Source organism: Caulobacter sp. CCUG 60055 (assembly GCF_022750545.1).
GTDB lineage: Bacteria > Pseudomonadota > Alphaproteobacteria > Caulobacterales > Caulobacteraceae > PUIC01.
In genome coordinates this window covers 223,449-242,337 of sequence record NZ_PUIC01000003.1, presented here as the reverse complement: position 1 = coordinate 242,337, position 18,889 = coordinate 223,449, and the positions used below count along the sequence as shown (strand labels likewise).

24 protein-coding genes are annotated in these 18,889 nt (G+C 71.9%); 12 read left to right on the top strand and 12 right to left on the bottom strand.

Annotation, left to right across the window (positions count from 1 at the left end):
* Positions 1 to 114 precede the first annotated feature (114 nt).
* On the top strand, positions 115 to 627 hold the full coding sequence (locus tag C5708_RS06265) for a hypothetical protein (protein ID WP_242919020.1): 513 nt from the start codon (positions 115 to 117) through the stop codon (positions 625 to 627).
* Positions 628 to 643: 16 nt separating this feature from the next.
* Here the strand turns inward: C5708_RS06265 and hemJ are convergent, their stop codons facing one another.
* From hemJ to hemE, 3 genes are read right to left on the bottom strand one after another with little or no spacing between them, the layout of a single operon-like run.
* Positions 644 to 1,111 carry a protoporphyrinogen oxidase HemJ gene (gene hemJ, locus C5708_RS06260; RefSeq protein ID WP_242919018.1) on the bottom strand — a complete coding sequence of 156 codons (468 nt, stop codon included), beginning with the start codon at positions 1,109 to 1,111 and terminating at the stop codon, positions 644 to 646.
* Complete coding sequence (hemH, locus tag C5708_RS06255; RefSeq protein WP_347567004.1) at positions 1,108 to 2,151, bottom strand: ferrochelatase; 1,044 nt, start codon at positions 2,149 to 2,151, stop codon at positions 1,108 to 1,110. The genes hemJ and hemH overlap by 4 nt, the downstream gene beginning before the upstream one ends.
* A gap of 30 nt (positions 2,152 to 2,181) precedes the next feature.
* On the bottom strand, positions 2,182 to 3,222 hold the full coding sequence (gene hemE / locus C5708_RS06250; protein ID WP_242919016.1) for a uroporphyrinogen decarboxylase: 1,041 nt from the start codon (positions 3,220 to 3,222) through the stop codon (positions 2,182 to 2,184).
* A gap of 565 nt (positions 3,223 to 3,787) precedes the next feature.
* On the opposite strand from hemE, the gene C5708_RS06245 reads away from it, so the two are divergent.
* Genes C5708_RS06245 through dnaQ form a run of 5 tightly spaced genes read left to right on the top strand, consistent with a single transcriptional unit; the run spans position 3,788 to position 7,444 of the window.
* Entirely contained in the window at positions 3,788 to 4,636 is an 849-nt protein-coding gene (locus C5708_RS06245) for a pyruvate, water dikinase regulatory protein (protein ID WP_242919014.1), read from the top strand.
* Positions 4,633 to 5,226, top strand: coding sequence for a Maf family protein (locus tag C5708_RS06240; RefSeq protein ID WP_242919012.1), 594 nt, complete (start codon positions 4,633 to 4,635; stop codon positions 5,224 to 5,226). Before C5708_RS06245 ends, C5708_RS06240 begins: the two co-directional genes overlap by 4 nt.
* Positions 5,223 to 6,086 carry a shikimate dehydrogenase gene (gene aroE, locus C5708_RS06235; protein WP_242919010.1) on the top strand — a complete coding sequence of 288 codons (864 nt, stop codon included), beginning with the start codon at positions 5,223 to 5,225 and terminating at the stop codon, positions 6,084 to 6,086. Before C5708_RS06240 ends, aroE begins: the two co-directional genes overlap by 4 nt.
* Positions 6,083 to 6,721 (top strand): dephospho-CoA kinase, encoded by a 639-nt coding sequence (coaE, locus tag C5708_RS06230; RefSeq protein WP_242919009.1) that lies wholly within the window; start codon positions 6,083 to 6,085, stop codon positions 6,719 to 6,721. Before aroE ends, coaE begins: the two co-directional genes overlap by 4 nt.
* Positions 6,722 to 6,727: 6 nt before the next feature.
* Positions 6,728 to 7,444 (top strand): DNA polymerase III subunit epsilon, encoded by a 717-nt coding sequence (gene dnaQ, locus C5708_RS06225; RefSeq protein ID WP_242919007.1) that lies wholly within the window; start codon positions 6,728 to 6,730, stop codon positions 7,442 to 7,444.
* A gap of 70 nt (positions 7,445 to 7,514) precedes the next feature.
* On the opposite strand, the gene secB is transcribed toward dnaQ, so the two are convergent.
* Positions 7,515 to 8,015: a protein-export chaperone SecB gene (secB, locus tag C5708_RS06220; protein WP_242919005.1), complete on the bottom strand. Its 501-nt coding sequence runs from the start codon at positions 8,013 to 8,015 to the stop codon at positions 7,515 to 7,517.
* A 202-nt stretch (positions 8,016 to 8,217) separates the two neighbouring features.
* Here secB and timA point away from each other — a divergent pair, with 202 nt between their 5' ends.
* The 3 genes from timA to C5708_RS06205 are packed head-to-tail and all read left to right on the top strand — an operon-like array spanning position 8,218 to position 10,534.
* Positions 8,218 to 8,826 carry a TIM44-related membrane protein TimA gene (gene timA / locus C5708_RS06215; RefSeq protein ID WP_242919003.1) on the top strand — a complete coding sequence of 203 codons (609 nt, stop codon included), beginning with the start codon at positions 8,218 to 8,220 and terminating at the stop codon, positions 8,824 to 8,826.
* Between the two features lie 5 nt (positions 8,827 to 8,831).
* Positions 8,832 to 10,019: an MltA domain-containing protein gene (locus tag C5708_RS06210; RefSeq protein WP_242919001.1), complete on the top strand. Its 1,188-nt coding sequence runs from the start codon at positions 8,832 to 8,834 to the stop codon at positions 10,017 to 10,019.
* On the top strand, positions 10,016 to 10,534 hold the full coding sequence (locus C5708_RS06205; protein WP_242918999.1) for a Smr/MutS family protein: 519 nt from the start codon (positions 10,016 to 10,018) through the stop codon (positions 10,532 to 10,534). The genes C5708_RS06210 and C5708_RS06205 overlap by 4 nt, the downstream gene beginning before the upstream one ends.
* A 32-nt stretch (positions 10,535 to 10,566) precedes the next feature.
* On the opposite strand, the gene C5708_RS06200 is transcribed toward C5708_RS06205, so the two are convergent.
* The 7 genes from C5708_RS06200 to C5708_RS06170 form a co-directional block, all read right to left on the bottom strand.
* On the bottom strand, positions 10,567 to 11,040 hold the full coding sequence (locus tag C5708_RS06200) for a VOC family protein (RefSeq protein WP_242918997.1): 474 nt from the start codon (positions 11,038 to 11,040) through the stop codon (positions 10,567 to 10,569).
* Between the two features lie 117 nt (positions 11,041 to 11,157).
* Positions 11,158 to 11,481 carry a phosphoribosyl-ATP diphosphatase gene (locus tag C5708_RS06195; protein WP_242918995.1) on the bottom strand — a complete coding sequence of 108 codons (324 nt, stop codon included), beginning with the start codon at positions 11,479 to 11,481 and terminating at the stop codon, positions 11,158 to 11,160.
* A gap of 39 nt (positions 11,482 to 11,520) precedes the next feature.
* Positions 11,521 to 12,285, bottom strand: a complete 765-nt coding sequence (gene hisF / locus C5708_RS06190; protein ID WP_242918994.1) for an imidazole glycerol phosphate synthase subunit HisF — start codon at positions 12,283 to 12,285, stop codon at positions 11,521 to 11,523.
* Between the two features lie 2 nt (positions 12,286 to 12,287).
* The gene (gene hisA, locus C5708_RS06185) at positions 12,288 to 13,034 is read right to left on the bottom strand and encodes a 1-(5-phosphoribosyl)-5-[(5-phosphoribosylamino)methylideneamino]imidazole-4-carboxamide isomerase (protein WP_242918992.1); all 747 of its coding nucleotides are present in this window, start codon (positions 13,032 to 13,034) and stop codon (positions 12,288 to 12,290) included.
* Positions 13,022 to 13,657, bottom strand: coding sequence for an imidazole glycerol phosphate synthase subunit HisH (gene hisH, locus C5708_RS06180; RefSeq protein ID WP_242918990.1), 636 nt, complete (start codon positions 13,655 to 13,657; stop codon positions 13,022 to 13,024). The genes hisA and hisH overlap by 13 nt, the downstream gene beginning before the upstream one ends.
* Before the next feature lie 9 nt (positions 13,658 to 13,666).
* On the bottom strand, positions 13,667 to 14,260 hold the full coding sequence (gene hisB / locus C5708_RS06175) for an imidazoleglycerol-phosphate dehydratase HisB (RefSeq protein ID WP_242918988.1): 594 nt from the start codon (positions 14,258 to 14,260) through the stop codon (positions 13,667 to 13,669).
* A gap of 97 nt (positions 14,261 to 14,357) precedes the next feature.
* Positions 14,358 to 15,347 (bottom strand): adenosine kinase, encoded by a 990-nt coding sequence (locus C5708_RS06170; protein WP_242918986.1) that lies wholly within the window; start codon positions 15,345 to 15,347, stop codon positions 14,358 to 14,360.
* 110 nt (positions 15,348 to 15,457) lie between these two features.
* On the opposite strand from C5708_RS06170, the gene C5708_RS06165 reads away from it, so the two are divergent.
* Positions 15,458 to 16,312 (top strand): transporter, encoded by an 855-nt coding sequence (locus C5708_RS06165; protein ID WP_242918984.1) that lies wholly within the window; start codon positions 15,458 to 15,460, stop codon positions 16,310 to 16,312.
* Between the two features lie 49 nt (positions 16,313 to 16,361).
* Here the strand turns inward: C5708_RS06165 and nth are convergent, their stop codons facing one another.
* Positions 16,362 to 17,033 carry an endonuclease III gene (gene nth, locus C5708_RS06160; protein ID WP_242918982.1) on the bottom strand — a complete coding sequence of 224 codons (672 nt, stop codon included), beginning with the start codon at positions 17,031 to 17,033 and terminating at the stop codon, positions 16,362 to 16,364.
* 64 nt (positions 17,034 to 17,097) lie between these two features.
* Here nth and C5708_RS06155 point away from each other — a divergent pair, with 64 nt between their 5' ends.
* Together C5708_RS06155 and C5708_RS06150 are read left to right on the top strand one after the other, a co-directional pair.
* On the top strand, positions 17,098 to 17,577 hold the full coding sequence (locus C5708_RS06155; protein ID WP_242918980.1) for a DUF2244 domain-containing protein: 480 nt from the start codon (positions 17,098 to 17,100) through the stop codon (positions 17,575 to 17,577).
* Between the two features lie 50 nt (positions 17,578 to 17,627).
* Positions 17,628 to 18,881: a UbiH/UbiF/VisC/COQ6 family ubiquinone biosynthesis hydroxylase gene (locus tag C5708_RS06150; protein ID WP_242919650.1), complete on the top strand. Its 1,254-nt coding sequence runs from the start codon at positions 17,628 to 17,630 to the stop codon at positions 18,879 to 18,881.
* Positions 18,882 to 18,889: the final 8 nt, after the last annotated feature.

Sequence of the window (18,889 nt, the reverse complement as noted above, 5' to 3'; positions counted from 1 at the left end):
CAGCGGAACCACATGGGCGGCGGCAGGTCAAGGCCCCGACGCGCGCCGGTCTTCCGTCGGCCGCATCGACGTGTCAGCCTGCGGGCCGGGCGCGCCGCCCGCGAGGAGACCGTCATGCCCGACGCCCAGCCGCCGCCAGCCCCGCCGGCCTGGGTTGAGAGCCGTCCCGAACCGGCGGCTCCGCTTCGCGCCGCGACCACCACCGGCCGATTGCAGGTGGGGCCGAACCAGGCCCCGGCCGAGCTGGTCGTCGAATGCCGGGCCGGATCGCCGATCAGCGCCAACCTGCGCTTAGGCGGCGAAACCGGCTTCGACCTGTCGCCCTATGAGGGACCCGACGCCTGGGGCGAGACCCATAAGCTGTTGACGGTCGCCCTCGACGGCCGTGCCGCGCCGCCGCGCAATGTTTCGGGCTGGTGGACGACGTCCGAGCGTTTCAACCTGTCGTTCCGGCTGGATGCGGCCGAGGCCCTGGCCTGGAAGGCCGCCGCCGGCCGGCCGCTTCGCATCGCCCTGCCGCCGGCCGCCTCGGGCAAGCCGAGCCCGGTCCTGGAGGCCGAGTTCAGGCTGCCGGCCGACGACCGGGTGTTGGCGGCGGTGATCGCCCCCTGCCTGGCCAGGCCCTGAAAGCCCGACCCCGTCGTCAGCGGCGGCCGAACTCGGTCGTCACCGCCAGCACCATGATGATCGCCACGATGAACGGCAGTTCGTTGGTGGCGCGCCAGAACTTCTCAGATCGGGTGTTGCGGCCCTCGGCGAAGGCGCGGCGGGCCTTGGACAGGAACCCGTGCCAGCCGAACAGGAACACCACGCCGGCCAGCTTGGTCAGCATCCACGGCTGGGCCAGGAAGCTCCAGCCGCGTATGTGGCCATCGACCCAGATCAGCGCAAGACCCATGACCAGGGTGAAGATCATCGCCGGATTGATGATAATCCGCAGCAGCTTCAGCTCCATGACCTTGAAGGTCTCGTCCATCTCCGAGCCCGGCGTCGCCCGGGCGTGATAGACGTAGAGCCGCGGCAGATAGAGCATTCCCGCCATCCAGGCGATGACGCCGATGATGTGCAGGCCCCGCAACAGATCGTACTGGCCGATCAGGAAATCGCTCACGCCGCCGCTCCCGTCCTCTGGTCCCTCGCGCATTTCGGCCAACAGGCCGCGCACGCCCAATCGCCCGCCGGCCGGACCCCGCCGTCACGGGCCAGGGCCTCGACCGCGATCCGCGCCAGGCCGTCGATGAACACCCGATCCACCCCCAGGGCCGGAACCCGAACATAGGCCGGACAGCCCAGGTCGGCGGCGAGGGCGGCGTATTCATGGTCCAGCTCGACCAGCGTCTCGACATGCTCGGAGACGAAGGCGATGGGGGCCACCACCACGCCCAGGCCCTCGCGCGCCGCCTGGGCGATGGCGTCCGGCGTGGCCGGGCCGATCCAGGCCATCGGTCCCACCCGGCTCTGGTAGCAGACGCTCCAGTCCCAGGCCGCCTCCAGCCGGGCGACGACCGCCGCCGCGGTGGCCTCGATCTGGGCCTGGTAGGGATCGCCGCCGTCGACCACCTTCTGCGGCAGGCCGTGCGCCGAGAACAGCAGCCGCACCTTGTCGGGCGAGCCCGCCTCGCGCCAGGCCGCCTCGATCCGGCGGGCGTGGGCCTCGGCCAGCTCGGCCTCGGTCGGATAGCAACAGACCGCCCGGGCCCGGCCGCCGCCGCGATAGGCCGCCGCCCAGGCCTTCAACGACGAGGCCGTGGTGGTGGTCGAGAACTGCGGATAGAGCGGCAGCAGCACGATCTCGTCGGGGGCGAAGGCCTCCACCGCCGCGGCCGTCTCGTCGCTCATCGGCCGCCAGTAGCGCATGGCCACGAAGGCCTTGACCGTCGATCCGGGGATGCGCGCGGCGAGCGCCGTCTCCAGGGCCCGGGCCTGCGCCTCGGTCTCCGGCGCCAGCGGCGAGGCGCCGCCCATCAGCGCATAGTTGGCCTTGGCAGCCTTCTCGCGGGTCCGCGAGATCAGCGCCGCCAGCAACTGCCGGAACGGCGCGGGCCAGGGGATGATCGCCGGATCGGAGAACAGGTTGTAGAGGAACGGCCGCACCGCCCCGGGGCCGTCGGGGCCGCCGAGGTTGAACAACACCACGGCGATCCGCCGCATCTGCCCGCTGTCACGCGCCAAGGCTCTTCCTCAGTCCCGAACCACCCGGGCGAGCGTCTGCTCGATATGGGCGATGGGGGTGTCCGGCAGAACGCCGTGCCCCAGATTGAAGATGTACGGCGCCTGGCCCCATTGCTCCAGAAGCTGATCGACCCGGCGATCCAGCGCAGCGCCGCCGGCGCGCAGCAGCAGCGGATCGAGGGCGCCCTGGATGGCCTTGCCCGCCTGGATGCGCCGGCCCAGGGCCGCCGGGGCCTGGACGTCCAGCGCCACCGCCTGGACGTCGACCGTCCCGGCGTAGGTCTCGACCAGGCCGCCGGCGCCGCGCGGGAAACCGATCACCGGCGCCGTCACCCTGGCCAAGCGCAGCCGGCGGACGATCTCGGCGTGCGGCCGCGCCACCAGGCGCTCGAACAGGTCCTCGGAAAGCCCTTCGGCCCAGGATTCGAACAGCTTGAGCGCCTGGGCGCCGGCGCCGGCCTGCATGACCAGATAGCGCGTGGTGGCCTCGACCAGCACCTCGATCAGGGCGTCCAGCCTGTCGGCGTGCTCGTAGGCGAAGGTCCGCGCCCGGCTGCGATCGCTGGAGCCGCCCTCGATCATATAGGTCGCCACCGTCCACGGCCCCCCGGCGAAGCCGATCAGGGCCCGCTCAGGCTCCAGCGCCGCGCGCACCCGCGACAAGGTCTCGCCCACCGGGGACAGCCGCTCGACCGAGGCCTCGACATTGTCGGCCAGCCGGCCGATGTCGGGCAGCGGCCCGAGCTTGGGGCCCTCGCCCGTCTCGAACCAGACGTCCTGGCCCAGGGCGCGGGGGATCAGCAGGATGTCGGCGAAGACGATGGCCGCGTCGAACGGGAACCGCCGCATCGGCTGCAAGGTCGCCTCGGCCGCCATCGCCGGATCGAGGCAGAACGAAATGAAGTCCGGGGCCTTGGCCCGCAAAGCCCGGTATTCCGGAAGACTGCGCCCCGCCTGGCGCATGAACCAGACCGGCGGCCGCTTGAGGGTCTCGCCCGCCAGGACGCGCAGCAAGGCGGGGCGGGCGGGCGCGGGAGAGGGCGTCGTCATGGCCGTCCTTAAAGACGCTCCAGCCCGAAGGCTCAAGCCCGCTTGATCGGTCCTTTTGTCCTCCCCGCCCCGAACCAACTCTTAAATAAAAGATTAATAAGAATATTGAGGAGGAAGAGGTTGGACCAGGGCGCCGTGGGGATGACTGGTCGGCGCGGCCCGGTCATACGCAGGCTTTCCCCTTGTCGCACCGAGGCTTTCCCTGTTGAGCGAAGGCGTCTGTGGATGACGTGGACAACTCTCAACCACCCGAAATCATTAATGAATTCTTAACGCGGTCGGAGGGCGGACCAGCGAGTCATAGACTTTTCCCCCGCGCCGGCCAAGCCGTCGGGCGACAGGAATCCACAATGGGATCGGGCATGGGGACGACCGCCGGTCGAACCGGGTCGTTCTCCACCGTCGGCCCTGGCGGGCCGCGACCGGGACGTTTCCATCCCAGGTTTCGTCCAATTCGCCCGACAAGGGTTAAGACGGAGTTAACGATGCTTCCACAGGCTCCGGAAACCATGATCGGCCGATCGGCCATGGACATCGGGCCCGCCACGCGGGAAACAATGGCGCGATGACCGCCGCGCGCTTCGCGACCTATTTCCATGTCCATCTCGTCTCCGACTCCACGGGCGAGACGCTGAACGCCATGGCCAAGGCCGTGTGCGCCCGCTTCGACGACGTGCTGCCGATCGAGCACATCTACGCCCTGGTGCGTTCGCCCCGTCAGCTGGAGCGGGTGCTGCACGAGATCGAGGGCGCGCCGGGCGTGGTGCTGCACACCATCGTCGACAAGGAGTTGCGCGCGGCGCTGGAGCAGGGCTGCCGCGACCTGGACATGGCCTGCATCGCCGCGCTCGATCCGCTGGTCTCGGCCCTGTCCCGCTATCTCGGCGCCTCGCTGTCCACCCGGGTCGGCGCCCAGCACAATCTCGACAACGACTATTTCAACCGCATGGACGCGCTCGACTACGCCATGGGCCACGACGACGGCCAGGGCGCCCAGGAGCTGGAGCGCGCCGACGTGGTGCTGGTCGGGGTCAGCCGCACGTCGAAGACGCCGACCTGCATCTATCTGGCCCATCGCGGCGTGCGGGCGGCCAACGTGCCGCTGGTGCCGGGGGCCGATCCTCCGGCCCAGCTGTTCAGTCTCAAGCACGCCCAGGTCGTCGGCCTGACCGTCTCGCCCGACCGCCTGCTGCAGATCCGCCGCAACCGCCTGCTCAACCTGCGCGAGGAGCGCGAAAGCAGCTATATCGACACCGAGGCGGTGCGCGAGGAGATCATCCGCGCCCGGCGGTTGTTCGAGCGGCACGGCTGGCCGGTGATCGACGTCACCCGCCGCTCGGTCGAGGAGACGGCGGCGGCGGTGATCAATGTGCTGACCTCCGGCAAGGGGCAGGTGGAGGTGCTGTCGTCGTGATCCCGGTGATCCTGGCGTCCAAGAGCGCGGCGCGCGGCGCGCTGCTGCGCGGGGCCGGCGTCTCCTTCGAGACCCGGGTCGCCGGCGTCGACGAGGACGCGGTGAAATCGGCCATGCTGGCTGACGGCGCGGGGCCGCGCGACATCGCCGACGCCCTGGCCGAGATCAAGGCCGTCAGGGTCTCGGAAAAGACCGCCGGCCTGGTCGTCGGCACCGACCAGACCCTGGATCTCGACGGCCGGCTCTACGACAAGGCCGCCAGCCTGGACGAGGCCCGCGCGCGCCTGCAGGATTTCCGCGGCAGGAGCCACAAGCTGCATTCGGCGGTGGTGGTCGCCCGCGACGGCGCGCCGATCTGGCGCGAGGTGGTCACCGCCACCTTGCGCATGCGCCCGTTCACCGACGCGTTCCTCGACGGCTACTTGGCCCGCAACGGCGAGGCGGCCCTGAGCTCGGTGGGCTGCTACCAGCTCGAAGGCGAGGGGGTGCAGCTGTTCGACCGGATCGACGGCGACTATTTCACCATCCTCGGCCTGCCGCTGATGGGCTTGCTCGACCTTCTGCGCCGCCACGGCGTGCTGCCGCTGTGAGCCGGCCGGCGATCACCGGGGCCACGGTGGTGGCCGGCGTGGCCGGCGCGCCGGTGCGCCATTCTCTAAGCCCGATCCTGCACAACGCCTGGCTGGCCGGCGCCGGGATCGACGGGGTCTATGTCGCCTTCGCCCCGCCGGCCGACCGTTTCGCCGCCTTCGTCGAGGGCCTGCGCGGCGGGGCGGTGCGCGGTCTCAACGTCACCTTGCCGTTCAAGGAAGAGGCCCTGGCCCTGGCCGACGAGGCCAGCGACCTGGCCCGCGCCGCCGGGGCGGCCAACGTCCTGGTCTTCGAGACCGACGGCCGGATTCGCGCCGACAACACCGACGGCTTCGGCCTGCTGCAGGCCCTGGCGGTCCAGGCCCCCGGCTTTTCGCCCGCCGCCGCGCCGGCCGTGGTGCTGGGCGCGGGCGGCGCGGCGCGGGGGGCGGTCGCCGCCCTGCTGGCCGCCGGCGCGCCCGAAGTCCGCGTCGTCAACCGCACCCGCGCCCGCGCCGAGGCCATCGCCGCCGCCCTGGGGCTTAAGGTTAGGGCCTTCGGCTGGGAGGAACGCGACGCCGCCTTCGGCGGCGCTGGAGCGCTGATCAACGCCACCTCGCTGGGCCTGGCCGGCGGCCAACCGCTCGACCTCGCCATCGACGCCCTGCCGCCGGCCGCCGTGGTCATGGACATGGTCTATAAACCGCTGCGCACCGATCTTCTGGGCCGGGCCGCCGCCTCGGGCCGCCCGGCGGTCGACGGGCTGGAGATGCTGATCCGCCAGGCCATGCCCTCGTTCGAAGCCTTCTTCGGCCGCCCGCCGCCCGCCGAAGTCGACGCCCGCGCCCTGGCGCTCGCCGCCCTGCGAGGCGCGGCGTGATCGTCGTCGGCCTCACCGGCTCCATCGGCATGGGCAAGTCGACGACGGCGGCGATGTTCGCCGCCGAGGGCGCTCCGGTCTACGACGCCGACGCCGAGGTCCACGCCCTCTACGCCGAGGGCGGCGCGGCGGTTGGGCCGGTGGGGGCGGCTTTCCCCGGCGTGGTGAAGGACGGCGCGGTCGACCGCGCCGCGCTCAGCGCCCAGGTGGTCGGAAACCCCGAGGCGCTCAAGCGGCTGGAGGCCATCGTCCACCCGTTGGTCGGCGCGGCCCGCGCCGAGTTCTTCGAGCGCGCGGCGCGCGACGGGGCCGACCTCGTCGTCCTCGACATTCCCCTGCTGTTCGAGACCGGCGGCGAAAAACGCGTCGACGCCGTGGTCGTCGTCTCCGCCCCGGCCGAGACGCAGCGGGCCCGCGTGCTCGCCCGCCCGGGCATGACCGCCGAAAAACTCGACGCCATCCTGGCGCGCCAGATGCGCGACGCCGAAAAGCGCGCCCGCGCCCATTTCGTCATCGACACCGGCCGGGGGCTGGAGGCGGCGCGGCTGCAGGTCCGCGAGGTGGTCGAGACGCTGCGCCGGCCGGGCTGGCGCGCGGGACCGGCCCTTGAAGCCGGCGGCGAAGCGCCCCATTGATCGACCATGGCGCGTGAGATCGTCCTCGACACCGAAACCACCGGGCTCGACCCCAGGCATGGCCACCGCCTGATCGAAATCGCCTGCCTGGAGATCGAGGACTTCATCCCGACCGGGCGCACCTTCCACCGCTATGTCGATCCCGGCCGCGAGGTCGAGGCCGAGGCCGAGAAGGTGCACGGCATCTCGACCGCCATGCTGGTCGGCAAGCCCAAGTTCGGCGATCCCGACATCGTCGACGCCTTCCTGGATTTCATCGGCGACGCGCCGCTGGTGGCGCACAACGCCCCCTTCGACCGGGGCTTCATCAATCACGAACTGGGCCTGATCAACCGGCCCGCGCCGCCGGACGACCGCTGGATCGACACCCTGGCCCTGGCCCAGAAGCGTTTTCCGGGCATGTACAACTCGCTGGACGCGCTGTGTAAGCGGTTCAAGATCTCGCTGGCCGAGCGCGAGAAGCACGGGGCCCTGATCGACGTGCGGCTGTTAGCCGAGGTCTATCTGGAGCTGCAGGGCGGCAAGGAGCGCGGGCTCGACCTGGCCCCGGCCCGCCTCAAGACCGCCGCCGCCACGGTCGGCGGGCGGATCGACCACGGGCCACGGCCACGGCCCCTGGCCCCGCGATCGACCGAGGCCGAGCGCGAGCTTCACGCCGAATGGGTGCGTGGAAAGCTGAAGGACAAAGCCGTCTGGCTGAAATACGGCGTCGGCGCCGACTGAATTCCCGGGCCGCCGCAAGACCGGCCGGCCCCATCCTGGCGGACGGCGCCGGCGGCCAAATCACATCGGGTCAGGCTTCGCCGGCGGCGGGGCCTTCCATCTGGGCGCGGCGCGCGGTGTAGACGCCGGCGAAATCGATCGGGTCGAGCAGGAAGGGCGGGAAGCCGCCTTCGGTGGTCAGGTCGGCGATCACCCGGCGGGCGAACGGGAACAGGAAGCGCGGGCACTCGATCAGCAGCACCGGCTCCAGGTCGGCCTCGGGCACGCCCTGGATCTGGAACAGGCCGCCATAGACCAGCTCGACCTGGAACACGGTCTCGCCGTCGCGCTCGGCGCGGGCGGTCAGCTTCAGGTCGACCTCGAACAAGCCGTCGTTGCGGCCGCGGGCGTTCATCTCGACGCCCATGTCGATCTGCGGCTGTTCGGCGCCGGCGCGCAGGGACTCCGGCGCGCGCGGGTTTTCGAACGACAGGTCGCGGATGAACTGGGCGATGATGCGGATGCCCGGCTGCGCCGATTGGTCAGCGCCGTTGCCATTTTCCTGCACGGCGCTGGCTTGCGTGTCGGTCATGAGAGGTTTTTTCCAGTAACGAAGGCGTTTTGCGCCGACGCGGCGGTCGCCCGGCTTTCAGGTTCGAAGCGGCGCTGCTAACACGACAAGCCGCCGTCGTGCAACGGCGGCGCCTGACGCGCGCCTCAGGTGAGCCTATATTGACATCTCCGGCCTGTCGTCAGGCCATTCTTTCGCTCAAGTTCCGGTCGATCCGTTGCAAGTGCTCGAACTCATCATCTTCGCCGTCCTCGCCGCCGTCGTGCTGTATCAGCTCTACGCCGTCCTCGGCCGGCGCGTGGGCCGCCAGCCCGAGGACATGCCCTCCGGGCCGCCCGCGATCCGCTCGGCGGTGGACAGCGACCCGGCCGCTCCGGCCGCGATCGACCCGGCCTCGCTCGGCGGCCTTGCGGCGCTGCGGGCCCGCGACCCCTCGTTCGAGACCGGCCATTTCCTCGCCGGCGCCGCCTCGGCCTACGAGATGGTCGTGCGCGCCTTCGCCCAGGGCGACCGCGCCACCCTGGGGCGGCTGCTGGCCCCGGCGATCATGCGGCCGTTCGAACAGGCGATCTCCGGCCGCGAGACCGAAGGCCGCACCGAGACGGTCGAATTCCTGTCCTCGCCGCGCGCCGACCTGGAGACCGCCGAGGTCGACGGCGACGTCGCCCGCGCCAAGGTGCGCTTTCTGGCCGAGTTCCGCAGCCGCACCAAGGGACCGGAGGGCGAGGCGGTCGACGACAAGCGCACCGCCGAACTTTGGACGTTTGAACGAAACCTTAACAGCCGCGACCCCAACTGGCTGCTGGTGCGAGTGGATGCGGCGGAGGCGTAGGTCGGATGCGGTTTGGAGGTTTCGCGGGCGTCGTCGCGTCCTCGCTGCTGCTTTACGCCTGCGCCACGGCGCCCAAGCCGGCGCCGCCGGTTCCGCCCAGGCCGCCGGTTGAGCCTTCGCAGGGCGGGGTCGCCACCCCGCCGCCGCCCGCCACGGCGCAGCTGCGTTTCTCCGACCTGCCCGGCTGGGCCCAGGACGACCACGCCGCCGCCCTGCGAGCGTTCCAGGACGGCTGCGGCGTCGCCAAGCCGGCGGCCCTGGCCGACGCCTGCCGGCGCGCCCGGGCCCTGGGCCCCGTCGACGAGGCCGCCGCGCGCGCCTATCTCGAAGCCCATTTCCGGCCCGAGGCCGTGGTTCCCCCTCCGGGCGACAAGGGCGGCCTGCTCACCGGCTATTTCGCGCCGGTCTACGAGGCGCGGTTCTCGCGCCAGGGCCCGTTCACCGCCGCCGTGCGCGGCCGTCCCGCCGACCTCGCCGCCAATCCCGACGACCCCGGCGTCATCGGCCGGCAGACCCGCGACGGCTTCGAGCCCTATCCCGACCGCGCGGCCATCGAGGCCGTCCCGGCCCGCGAGCCGTTGGCCTGGATGCGGCCCGAGGACCTTTTCTTCCTGCAGATCCAGGGCTCGGGCGTCCTGGTGCTGCCCGACGGCCGGCGGTTCAAGGCGCTGTTCTCGGCCAACAACGGCCGGCCGTTCGTCGGCATAGCCACCTACATGCGCGACCAGGGCCTGCTGCGCGACGACAACACCTCGGCCGACAACATCCGCAACTGGCTGGCCGACCATCGCGGCCCCGAGGCCGACGCGGTGATGCGGCGCAATCCCCGCTACGTGTTCTTCCATGTCGCCCCCGACGACGGCAAGGAGCCGAACGGGGCGGCGGGCGTGGCCCTGACGCCCGGCCGGTCCATCGCCGTCGATCCGACGAGGCACCCCTTCGGCGGCCTCTATTGGATCGACGCCAGCGCCCCGGCCCTGGCCGGCGCCTTCCCGGTCTATCGCCGGCTGGCGGTGGCCCTCGACGTCGGCGGCGCGATCAAGGGCGAGGTGCGCGCCGACCTCTACACCGGTCGCGGCGACGCGGCCGGCGGCGAGGCCGGCCGCGTGCGCCATATCCTGCACCTCTACCGGCTGGTCCCCGTCGACGCGGTGGCCACGAGCCCGGCGCCGGTCCCGGGCCGCGGGTCGTGAAACGGCCGCTGCGCCCGGAGGAGCTCAAGCTCTGGGCGACGGTGCTGACCACGGTGCGCCCGGCCCCCGGCCGGCGCCGGCCGGCCTCGCCGGCCGAGCCCGAAGACGCGGCGGCCGCGCCGGTGGCCCTGGCGCCGGCCCCGTCGGGATCGGCCAGGCCGGCCGGACCCAAACCCTATATCCCGCCCGAGGGCATCGAGCCCGGCCGCAAGCGACGCATCGTGCGCGAACGCGAGCTGATCTCGGCGCGGATCGACCTGCACGGCCTGGACCAGGACCGCGCCCGCAACACGCTTGAGACCTTCCTGCGCCGCGCCCAGGACCAGGGCGCTCGCTCGGTGCTGGTCATCACCGGCAAGGGTTCGCGCGGCGAAGGCGTCCTGCGCCGCTACGCCCCCGAATGGCTGGCCGCCCCCGCCCTGCGCGGCGTCGTCGCCGGGGTGTCCGAAGCCCACCGCCGCCACGGCGGCGAGGGCGCGCTCTATGTGGCGCTGAAGCGGAAGGCAGAGGTCTGAACTGACGGCGACCCCGGGCGGGCGAAGGGGCGTCAGCCCCGCCGCGCCGCCTCGATGGCGGCGACGTCGATCTTCTTCATCGTCATCATGGCTTCGAAGGCGCGCCTGGCCTCCTCGCCGCCGGCCGCCAGCGCGCCGGTCAGCGCGCGCGGGGTGATCTGCCAGGAAATTCCCCACCGGTCCCTGCACCAGCCGCAGGCGTTCTCCTGGCCGCCGTGGCCGACAATGGCGTTCCAGTAGCGGTCGGTCTCTTCCTGGTCGTCGGTGGCGATCTGGAACGAGAAGGCCTCGCTGGGCTTGAAGGTCGAGCCGCCGTTGAGGCCGAGGCAGGCAACGCCCGCCACGGTGAACTCGACCGTCAGCACGTCGCCGGCCTTGCCGGCCGGATAGTCGCTCGGCGCGCGGCGGACGGCGGTCACGGCGCTGTCCGGAAAGACCTCGGCGTAGAAGCGGGCGGCCGCTTCGGCCTCTTTGTCGAACCAGAGACAGATGGTGTTTTTGGCCATGGCGCGTCCCTTTCGCTTCGAGGCCGGCCGATATCGGTCCGCCGCCGTCGAGACTAAGCGGTGGTTCCTGGCCGGCTCAAGTCGAACCTGGGCGAGCTTGGCGGCGAGGTTAGGGCGTCAGCCCTTGCGCCCCGCCTTCTCCTCCACGCCCGAGCGGCCCTCGCGGGCTTCGAGCACGGCGGCGACGTCGTCCAGGCCGACGCCCGTCGCGGCCAGCAGGGCCAGCCAGTGGTAGATCAGGTCGGCGCTTTCGGCGGCGATGGCGGTCTTGTCGCCGAGGGCGGCGGCCTGCACCGTCTCGATGGCTTCCTCGCCCAGCTTCTTGGCCGCGAGGCGAGGGTCGGCGATCAGCCTGGCCGACCAGGACGAGGCCGGATCCGCGCCGCGCCGGGCCTCGATGGTCGCGGCCAGGCGATCCAGGGTCTCGGCGAAGCGGCTCATGCGGGCGTCTCCGGTCCGGAGGGGAAGGGGCGGGTCAGATCAGGTCAGGCGCACCGGCAGGCCGGCCTCGGCCATGGCCCGCTTGGCCTCGCCGACGCCGACCTCGCCGAAGTGGAAGATGGAGGCGGCCAGCACCGCGTCGGCCCCGCCGTCGCGCACGCCGGCCACCAGGTCGGCGGCCGAGCCGGCCCCGCCGGAGGCGATCACCGGCACGCCGACGGCCGAGGTCACGGCCCGCAGCAGCGCGGTGTCGTAGCCCGACTTGGCCCCGTCGCGGTCCATCGAGGTCAGCAGGATCTCGCCGGCGCCGTGCGCCACGGCCTCAGCCGCCCAGTCGACGACGTCGAGGCCGGCGTCCTTGCGGCCGCCATAGGTGAAGACGTTCCAGCCCGAGCCGTCCTCGCGCGCCTTGGCGTCGACGGCGACCACCACGCATTGGGCCCCGAAGGCGTCGGCGCAGCGGGCGACCAGGCCGGGGTCCTCGACGGCGGCGGTGTTGATCGAGATCTTGTCGGCCCCGGCGCGCAGCAGGCGGCGGGCGTCCTCGACCGCGCGGACGCCGCCGCCGACCGAGAGCGGCATGAAACAGACGTCGGCGGTGCGGGCGATGACGTCGAGAATGGCCCCGCGCCCCTCGTGGCTGGCGGTGATGTCGAGGAACATCAGCTCGTCGGCCCCGGCCGCGTCATAGGCCCGGGCCTGTTCGACCGGATCGCCGGCGTCGCGCAGGGCCACGAAGTTGACCCCCTTGACCACCCGGCCGTCCTTGACGTCCAGGCAGGGGATGACGCGGACCTTGAGCATGGTCAGGCGGTCCGCTTCTTCTGGGCGGCGGCGATGACCTCGGCCGGGCGGATGGCGCCGTTGTAGAGCGAGCGGCCCAGCACTGCGCCGGCGATGGGGACGCCCTTGCGGGCGATCAGCTGCTCGATGTCCTTGACCGAGGCGACGCCGCCGGAGGCGATCACCGGGATCGACACCGCGTCGGCCACGGCGCCGACGCCCTCGACATTGACGCCGGTCATGGCCCCGTCGCGGCTGATGTCGGTGACGATCAGGGCGGCGACGCCGGCGTCCTCGAAGCGCTTGGACAGGGTGATGGGGTCGAGGTCGGAAGCGCCGACCCAGCCGTCCACGGCCACCTTGCCGTCGCGCACGTCGACGGCGACGGCGATCTGCTCGGGCCACAGGCGGGCGGCCTTCTTGACCATCTCGGGCTCGCGCACGGCGACGGTGCCCAGGATCACCCGGCTGACGCCGGCCTCGATCCAGCGCTCGACCCCTTCCAGGGTGCGGACGCCGCCGCCGAGCTGGACCGGGATCGACACGGCGCCCAGGATGTCGGCCACCGCCTCGGCGTTGACCGCGCGGCCCTCGATGGCCCCGTTGAGGTCGACCACGTGCAGCCAGTCGAAGCCGTCCCTGGCGAAGCGCGCGGCCTGGTCGGCGGGCGAGGCGTTGAACACCGTCGCCTTGTCCATGTCGCCGTGCAGCAGGCGCACGCACTGGCCGTCCTTCAGGTCGATGGCGGGATAAAGGATCATGGCCGCCACTCCAGGAAATTGGCCAGCAGCCGCAGGCCGGGACCTTGCGACTTTTCGGGGTGGAACTGCACCCCGGCGATATTGTTCTTGGCGACGGCGGCTGTGAAGACGCCGCCGTGGTCGGTCCTGGCCGCGACGTCGGCCGGATCGGCGACGTCCATGGCGAAGGAGTGGGTGAAATACATGTGCGCCCCGTCGCCGAGGCCGGCGAACAGCGGGTGGCCGGCGACGTCGACCAGGGCGTTCCAGCCCATGTGCGGCACCTTGAAGCGCGGCTCGGACGGGGCCAGGGCGCGGACGTCGCCGCCGATCCAGTCGAGGCCGCGGGCCTCGCCGAACTCCAGCCCGCGCGTGGCCAGAAGCTGCATGCCGACGCAGATGCCCAGGAACGGCGCGCCGCGGCCGCGCACGGCCTCGGTCATGGCCTCGATCACCCCCGGCCGCTCGGCCAGGGCCGCCATGCAGGCGGCGAAGGCGCCGACCCCTGGCAGCACCACGCGGTCGGCCCGGCGGATGGTGTCGGGATCGTCGGTCGCCACCACGCGCGCGCCGTCGCCGGCGGCGGCGATCAGCGCCTTTTCGGCCGAGCGCAGGTTGCCCGACCCATAGTCGATGAGGACGACGCTCTGCATGGGGTCAGCTCAGAGCACGCCCTTGGTGGACGGGGCGCGGCCCTGGGTCTTGGGGTCGATCTCCACCGCCGCGCGCAGGGCCCGGGCCAGGGCCTTGAACCCGCTTTCGGCGACGTGGTGGGTGTTGTCGCCGTAGAGGGTCTCCAGGTGCACGCAGGCGCCGGCGTTCATGGCGAAGGCGTGGTGGAACTCCTTGAACAGCTCGGTGTCCATCTCGCCGACCTTGGGGCGCTTGAACTCGACCTTCCAGATCAGATAGGGCCGGTTGGACAGGTCCAGAGCGCAGCGGGTCAGGGTCTCGTCCATCGGGATATAGGCGTGGCCGAACCGGCGCACGCCCTTGAAGCCGTCCAGCGCCTTGTTGATCGCCTGGCCGATGACGATGCCGGTGTCCTCGACGGTGTGGTGCATGTCGATATGCAGGTCGCCCTTGGTCTCGACCTCAAGATCGAAACCGCCGTGCCGGGCGAAGCTCTCGAGCATGTGGTCGAAGAAGCCGATCCCGGTCGAGATCGTCGACTGTCCGACGCCGTCGAGATCGATGCGGACGCGGATCTGCGTCTCCTTCGTCTCGCGGACCACTTCCGCCGTGCGGTTCGCCATCAGGCGCTCCTCCAAGCGTTCCTGGCGGAGCCAGGGGCCGCCGCCGGAAACGCGCTTAAGTCAAAACCGGAACGCCTTCCGGCCGGAAGGCGTCCCTTTAAAGTCCGCTCGCCGCCGCCAGGTCGCGCAGGGAGACCTGGGGCCGGGGGCCATAGTGCGAGATCACCTCGGCCGCCGCCAGCGAACCCAGCCGCCCGCAGACGTCGAGCGGCCGGCCCTGGGCGAGGCCGAACAGGAACCCGGCCGCGTATTGGTCGCCCGCGCCCGTGGTGTCCACGACTTTTTCGACGCGGGCCGCCTGAACCTCGTGCAGCGTCTCGCCGGCGACGATGACCGAGCCGTGCTCGCTGCGGGTGATGGCGGCGATCTTGGCCCGCCCGCGGATGGCCTGCACGGCGGCGTCGAAGTCGTCGGTCTGGAACAGCGAGCCGATCTCGGCGGCGTTGGCGAACACGATGTCGACCTGGGTGTCGATGAACTCCAGCAGGCTTTCGCGATGGCGCTCGACCACAAAGGCGTCCGACAGGGTGAGCGCGATGCGGCGGCCGGCGCCGTGGGCCAGGCCCGCGGCCTTGGCGAAGGCCCGGCGCGCGTCCTCGGGGTCGAAGAGGTAGCCTTCGAGATAGACGATGCTGGCGGCCTCGATGACCTTGGCGTCGACGTCGGCCGGGATCAGCTGGTTGGCCGCGCCCAGATAGGTGCACATGGTGCGCTGGCCGTCGGGGGTGACGTTGATCAGCGAGCGGCCGGTGCCGGGCCCGCCGACCAGGCGGCCGCCGCTGAAATGCACGCCGATGGCGGTGATGTCGTGGTCGAACACGTCGCCGAGCTGGTCCTGGCCGACCTTGCCGACATAGGCGGCGCGGCCGCCGAAGCTGGCGACGCCGGCGACGGTGTTGCCGGCCGAGCCGCCCGAGGCCTCGATGCCCGGCGCCATGCGGCCGTACAGCTCCACCGCCCGGGCTTCGTCGATCAGCATCATCGAGCCCTTGGCGAGGTGCTCGTCGACCAGGAACTGGTCGGCGGCGGGCGCGATCACGTCGACGATGGCGTTGCCGAGGGCGGCGACGTCGTAAAGAGCGGTCATGTCGGGGAAACGATCCGGGACGGTTGAAAAATCGGCGCGGAGTATAGAGACAGGCGTCGGGGAGGCAACGCAGCATTCCCGACCGGAAGCCGACCGACAAAGGACCGCCCATGCGCCTCGTCATCCTCACCCCGGCGACCGACAATCCGCGCTTCGCGGGCACATGGCCGGAATGGTTCGAACGGCTGGCCGCGCCCCTGCGGGCCGAAGGCTTCGCGGTCGAACCGGCCCCGTGGACCGAAGCGTCCGACCTCTCCGGCGCCGACGCCGTGCTGCCGCTGCTGGCCTGGGGCTATCACCTGAAGGCCGACCTGTGGGCCGCGCGGCTGGACGCCTGGGAGCGGGCGGGCCTGCGCATGCCCAACCCGGCCGCGACCCTGCGCTGGAACACCGCCAAGACCTATCTGGCCGAGCTGGCCGGACGCGGCGCGCCGGTGGTCCCCACCGTGGCGGTCGAGCGGGTGACCGAGGAGGCGGTCGCCGAGGCCCGCGCCCGTTTCGCAACCGAGGTGGTGGTCGCCAAGCCGCAGGTCTCGGCCGGCTCGCAGGACACGGTGCGCCTGAAGCCGGGCGATCCCCTCGACGGCGCGCCCCGGGGGCCGGCCCTGCTGCAGCCGTTCCTGCCGGCGGTGGCGCAGGAGGGCGAGCAGTCGCTGTTCTATTTTAACGGCGTCCTCAGCCACGCCGTGGCCAAGGCGGCGACCGGCGGCGATTTCCGCGTCCAGCCGCAGTTCGGCGGCCAGGTGGCGGCGATGACGCCCAGCGCGGAGATGCTCGCCGTCGGCCAGGCGGTGCTGGCCGCCGCCGACCGGCCGCTGGCCTATGCCCGCGTCGACCTGATCCGCGACCTCGACGGCGCGCTGAAGCTGATGGAGCTGGAGGCGATCGAGCCCGACCTCTACCTGCAATACGCCGCCGACGGCGGCGCGGCCTTTGCGCGGGGAATGCGGGCGGCCCTCGCCTGAATGTGCTTAGTCAGTCCTCCCCCGCTTGCGGGGGAGGACAGGGATCGGATCAAGCCCCCAGGAACAGCTCGCGCGAGGGGCACAGGTCGGCGACCAGGCAATCGCCGCATTTTGGCTTGCGCGCCACGCAGGCGTAGCGGCCATGCAGGATCAGCCAGTGGTGGGCGCGGGTCAGATAGGGCGCCGGCACGATGGCCATCAGGTCGCGCTCGACCGCGTCCGGGGTCTTGCCGGCCGACAGCTTCAGCCGGTGGGCGACGCGATAGACGTGGGTGTCGACGGCGATGGCCGGCTCGATGTCCAACTCGTTCAGCACCACGCTGGCGGTCTTGCGGCCGACGCCGGGCAGGGCCTGCAGCGCCTCGCGGTTCAGCGGGACCTCGCCGCCGTGCTGGTCGACCAGGATCTGCGACAGGGCGACGACGTTCCTGGCCTTGGTGCGGTAGAGGCCGATCGACTGAATGAACGGCGTCAGGCCCTCGACGCCGAGGTCGAGCATCTTCTGCGGCGTGTCGGCGACGGCGAACAGCTTCTGGGTGGCCTTGTTCACCGACTTGTCGGTGGCCTGGGCCGACAGGGCGACGGCGACGACCAGGGTGTAGGGGTTGTGGAACTCCAGCTCGGTGCGCGGGTGGTCCGTGCGGGCGGCGAAGCGGTCGAAGATCTCCTGGATGCGGGCCTTCTCGGCGGGCGACAGGCGCTTTCGGCGGGGCGGGCTCATGAGGGCGGACCATGACCCGCGTCGCGGGCTTCGCCAAGCCGCCTCGGCGCTCTAAGATGGCGGCATGAGCGCCGCGCTGTATATGGATGCGATCATCACGCCGAACCGTTCGCTGTCGAAGCGCGGCTTCCATGTGCTGATCGGGGCCCTGCTGCTGATCAGCGCCGGGTGGGCGACCTTCTTCCTGATCATCGGCGCGCCGCCGATCCCCATCTTCCTCGGCGTCGACGTGCTGGCGGTGTTCGTGGCCTTCAAGGTCAGCTACGCCGCCGGCCGCCGGGCCGAACGGGTGCAGGTCTCGGCCGAGGAGGTGGTGGTCACCCACGAATGGGGCGAGGCGGCCCGCCTCGTGTGGAGCTCGCCGACCGCCTTTACCCGGGTGGCCCTCGAGGACGACGGCGCGCACGAGGCCAGCCTGAGCCTGCGGCTGTCGGACAAGGCGGTGACGGTGGGCGAGGCGCTGAGCCCGTCCGAACGCCACGACTTCGCCGCCGCCCTGGACCGGGCCATCCGCCGGGCCCGGTCGGAGCGCCACGTCGCCTGAGGCGCGCGCGGGGCTGGACGCGGCCTCGGAGACGGCGGCATATGCCGGCCATGAGCTCGGACCTGACCGCAGACGTCGTCGTCGCCGGAGCCGGCATGGCCGGCGTCACCTTCGCCCTGGCCCTGGCCAGCGGCGGCCTGCGGCCGGTGCTGGTCGACCCGGTGGTGTTCGACGACCAGATCGCGCCGGATTTCGACGGCCGCGCCTCGGCCATCGCCTTCTCGTCCTTCCGCCAATGGGGCGTGGTCGGCGCCGGCGGCTGGCTGGAGCCGCACGCCCAGCGCATCGAACAGATCCTGGTCACCGACGGCCGCGCCCCGGGGGCGGCGGCCGGGGGCGTGTCGCCGTTCTTCCTGCGCTTCGATTCCGCCGAGATCGCCGACCGGGTGGCCGGCGAGCCGCTCGGCTACATGCTGGAGAACCGCCATATCCGCGCCGGCCTGGCCAAGGCGGTCGCGGCGGCGGGGATCGAGGTGCTGGCCCCGGCCCGGGTCGAGGCGGTGGAGACCGCCGGCCCGGCGGCGCGGGTGCGGCTAGCCGACGGCCGCGTGCTGGCCGCGCCCCTGGTCGTCGGGGCGGAGGGCCGGGGATCGACCGTGCGGCGCGACGCCGGGATCAACACCATCGGCTGGGGCTACGGCCAGGCCGGCGTCGTCGCCACCGTCAAGCTGGAGCGCGGCCACCGGGGCGTCGCCCACGAATATTTCCTGCCCGGCGGGCCGTTCGCCATCCTGCCGCTGACCGAGGACCGCGCCTCGCTGGTCTGGACCGAGAAGAGCGCCCAGGGCGAGGCGCTGCGGCGAGCCCGGCCCGAGGTGTTCGAGGCCCATCTGCGCCGCCGCTTCGGCCCGTTCCTGGGCAAGGTCGAGGTGCTGGGCCCGCGCTTCGTCTATCCGCTGTCGCTGCTGCTGGCCGAGCGGCTGTCGGCGCATCGCGTCGCCCTGCTCGGCGACGCCGCCCACGGCATCCATCCCATCGCCGGCCAGGGCCTGAACCTCGGCCTCAAGGACGCCGCCGCCCTGGCCGAGGTGCTGGTCGACGCCGCCCGCCTGGGCGAGGACATCGGTTCGGAGGCCGTGCTGGAGCGTTACGCCCGCTGGCGGCGGTTCGACAACGTCATGCTGGCGGCGGCCACCGACGTGTTCACCCGGCTGTTCTCCAACGACGACCGCCTGCTGCGCCTGGCCCGGGGGCTGGGCATGGCCGCGGTCAACCGCATCGGGCCGGCCCGCCGCTTCTTCATGCAGGAGGCCGGCGGCGCGGTCGGCGACCTGCCGCGCCTGCTGCGCGGCGAGGCGCTCTGACCTTTTGA

Bases quoted from the DNA above. Each gene is read 5' to 3' on its own strand.
- C5708_RS06200 (WP_242918997.1), bottom strand. From the start codon at position 11,040: ATGGCCAAAAACACCATCTGTCTCTGGTTCGACAAAGAGGCCGAAGCG.
- C5708_RS06245 (WP_242919014.1), top strand. From the start codon at position 3,788: ATGACCGCCGCGCGCTTCGCGACCTATTTCCATGTCCATCTCGTCTCC.
- C5708_RS06210 (WP_242919001.1), top strand. From the start codon at position 8,832: ATGCGGTTTGGAGGTTTCGCGGGCGTCGTCGCGTCCTCGCTGCTGCTT.
- nth (WP_242918982.1), bottom strand. From the start codon at position 17,033: ATGAGCCCGCCCCGCCGAAAGCGCCTGTCGCCCGCCGAGAAGGCCCGC.
- C5708_RS06150 (WP_242919650.1), top strand. From the start codon at position 17,628: ATGAGCTCGGACCTGACCGCAGACGTCGTCGTCGCCGGAGCCGGCATG.
- hisB (WP_242918988.1), bottom strand. From the start codon at position 14,260: ATGGCGAACCGCACGGCGGAAGTGGTCCGCGAGACGAAGGAGACGCAG.
- C5708_RS06265 (WP_242919020.1), top strand. From the start codon at position 115: ATGCCCGACGCCCAGCCGCCGCCAGCCCCGCCGGCCTGGGTTGAGAGC.
- hisH (WP_242918990.1), bottom strand. From the start codon at position 13,657: ATGCAGAGCGTCGTCCTCATCGACTATGGGTCGGGCAACCTGCGCTCG.
- hemE (WP_242919016.1), bottom strand. From the start codon at position 3,222: ATGACGACGCCCTCTCCCGCGCCCGCCCGCCCCGCCTTGCTGCGCGTC.
- hemH (WP_347567004.1), bottom strand. From the start codon at position 2,151: ATGCGGCGGATCGCCGTGGTGTTGTTCAACCTCGGCGGCCCCGACGGC.
- C5708_RS06170 (WP_242918986.1), bottom strand. From the start codon at position 15,347: ATGACCGCTCTTTACGACGTCGCCGCCCTCGGCAACGCCATCGTCGAC.
- secB (WP_242919005.1), bottom strand. From the start codon at position 8,015: ATGACCGACACGCAAGCCAGCGCCGTGCAGGAAAATGGCAACGGCGCT.
- hisF (WP_242918994.1), bottom strand. From the start codon at position 12,285: ATGCTCAAGGTCCGCGTCATCCCCTGCCTGGACGTCAAGGACGGCCGG.
- C5708_RS06165 (WP_242918984.1), top strand. From the start codon at position 15,458: ATGCGCCTCGTCATCCTCACCCCGGCGACCGACAATCCGCGCTTCGCG.
- dnaQ (WP_242919007.1), top strand. From the start codon at position 6,728: ATGGCGCGTGAGATCGTCCTCGACACCGAAACCACCGGGCTCGACCCC.
- C5708_RS06155 (WP_242918980.1), top strand. From the start codon at position 17,098: ATGAGCGCCGCGCTGTATATGGATGCGATCATCACGCCGAACCGTTCG.
- C5708_RS06195 (WP_242918995.1), bottom strand. From the start codon at position 11,481: ATGAGCCGCTTCGCCGAGACCCTGGATCGCCTGGCCGCGACCATCGAG.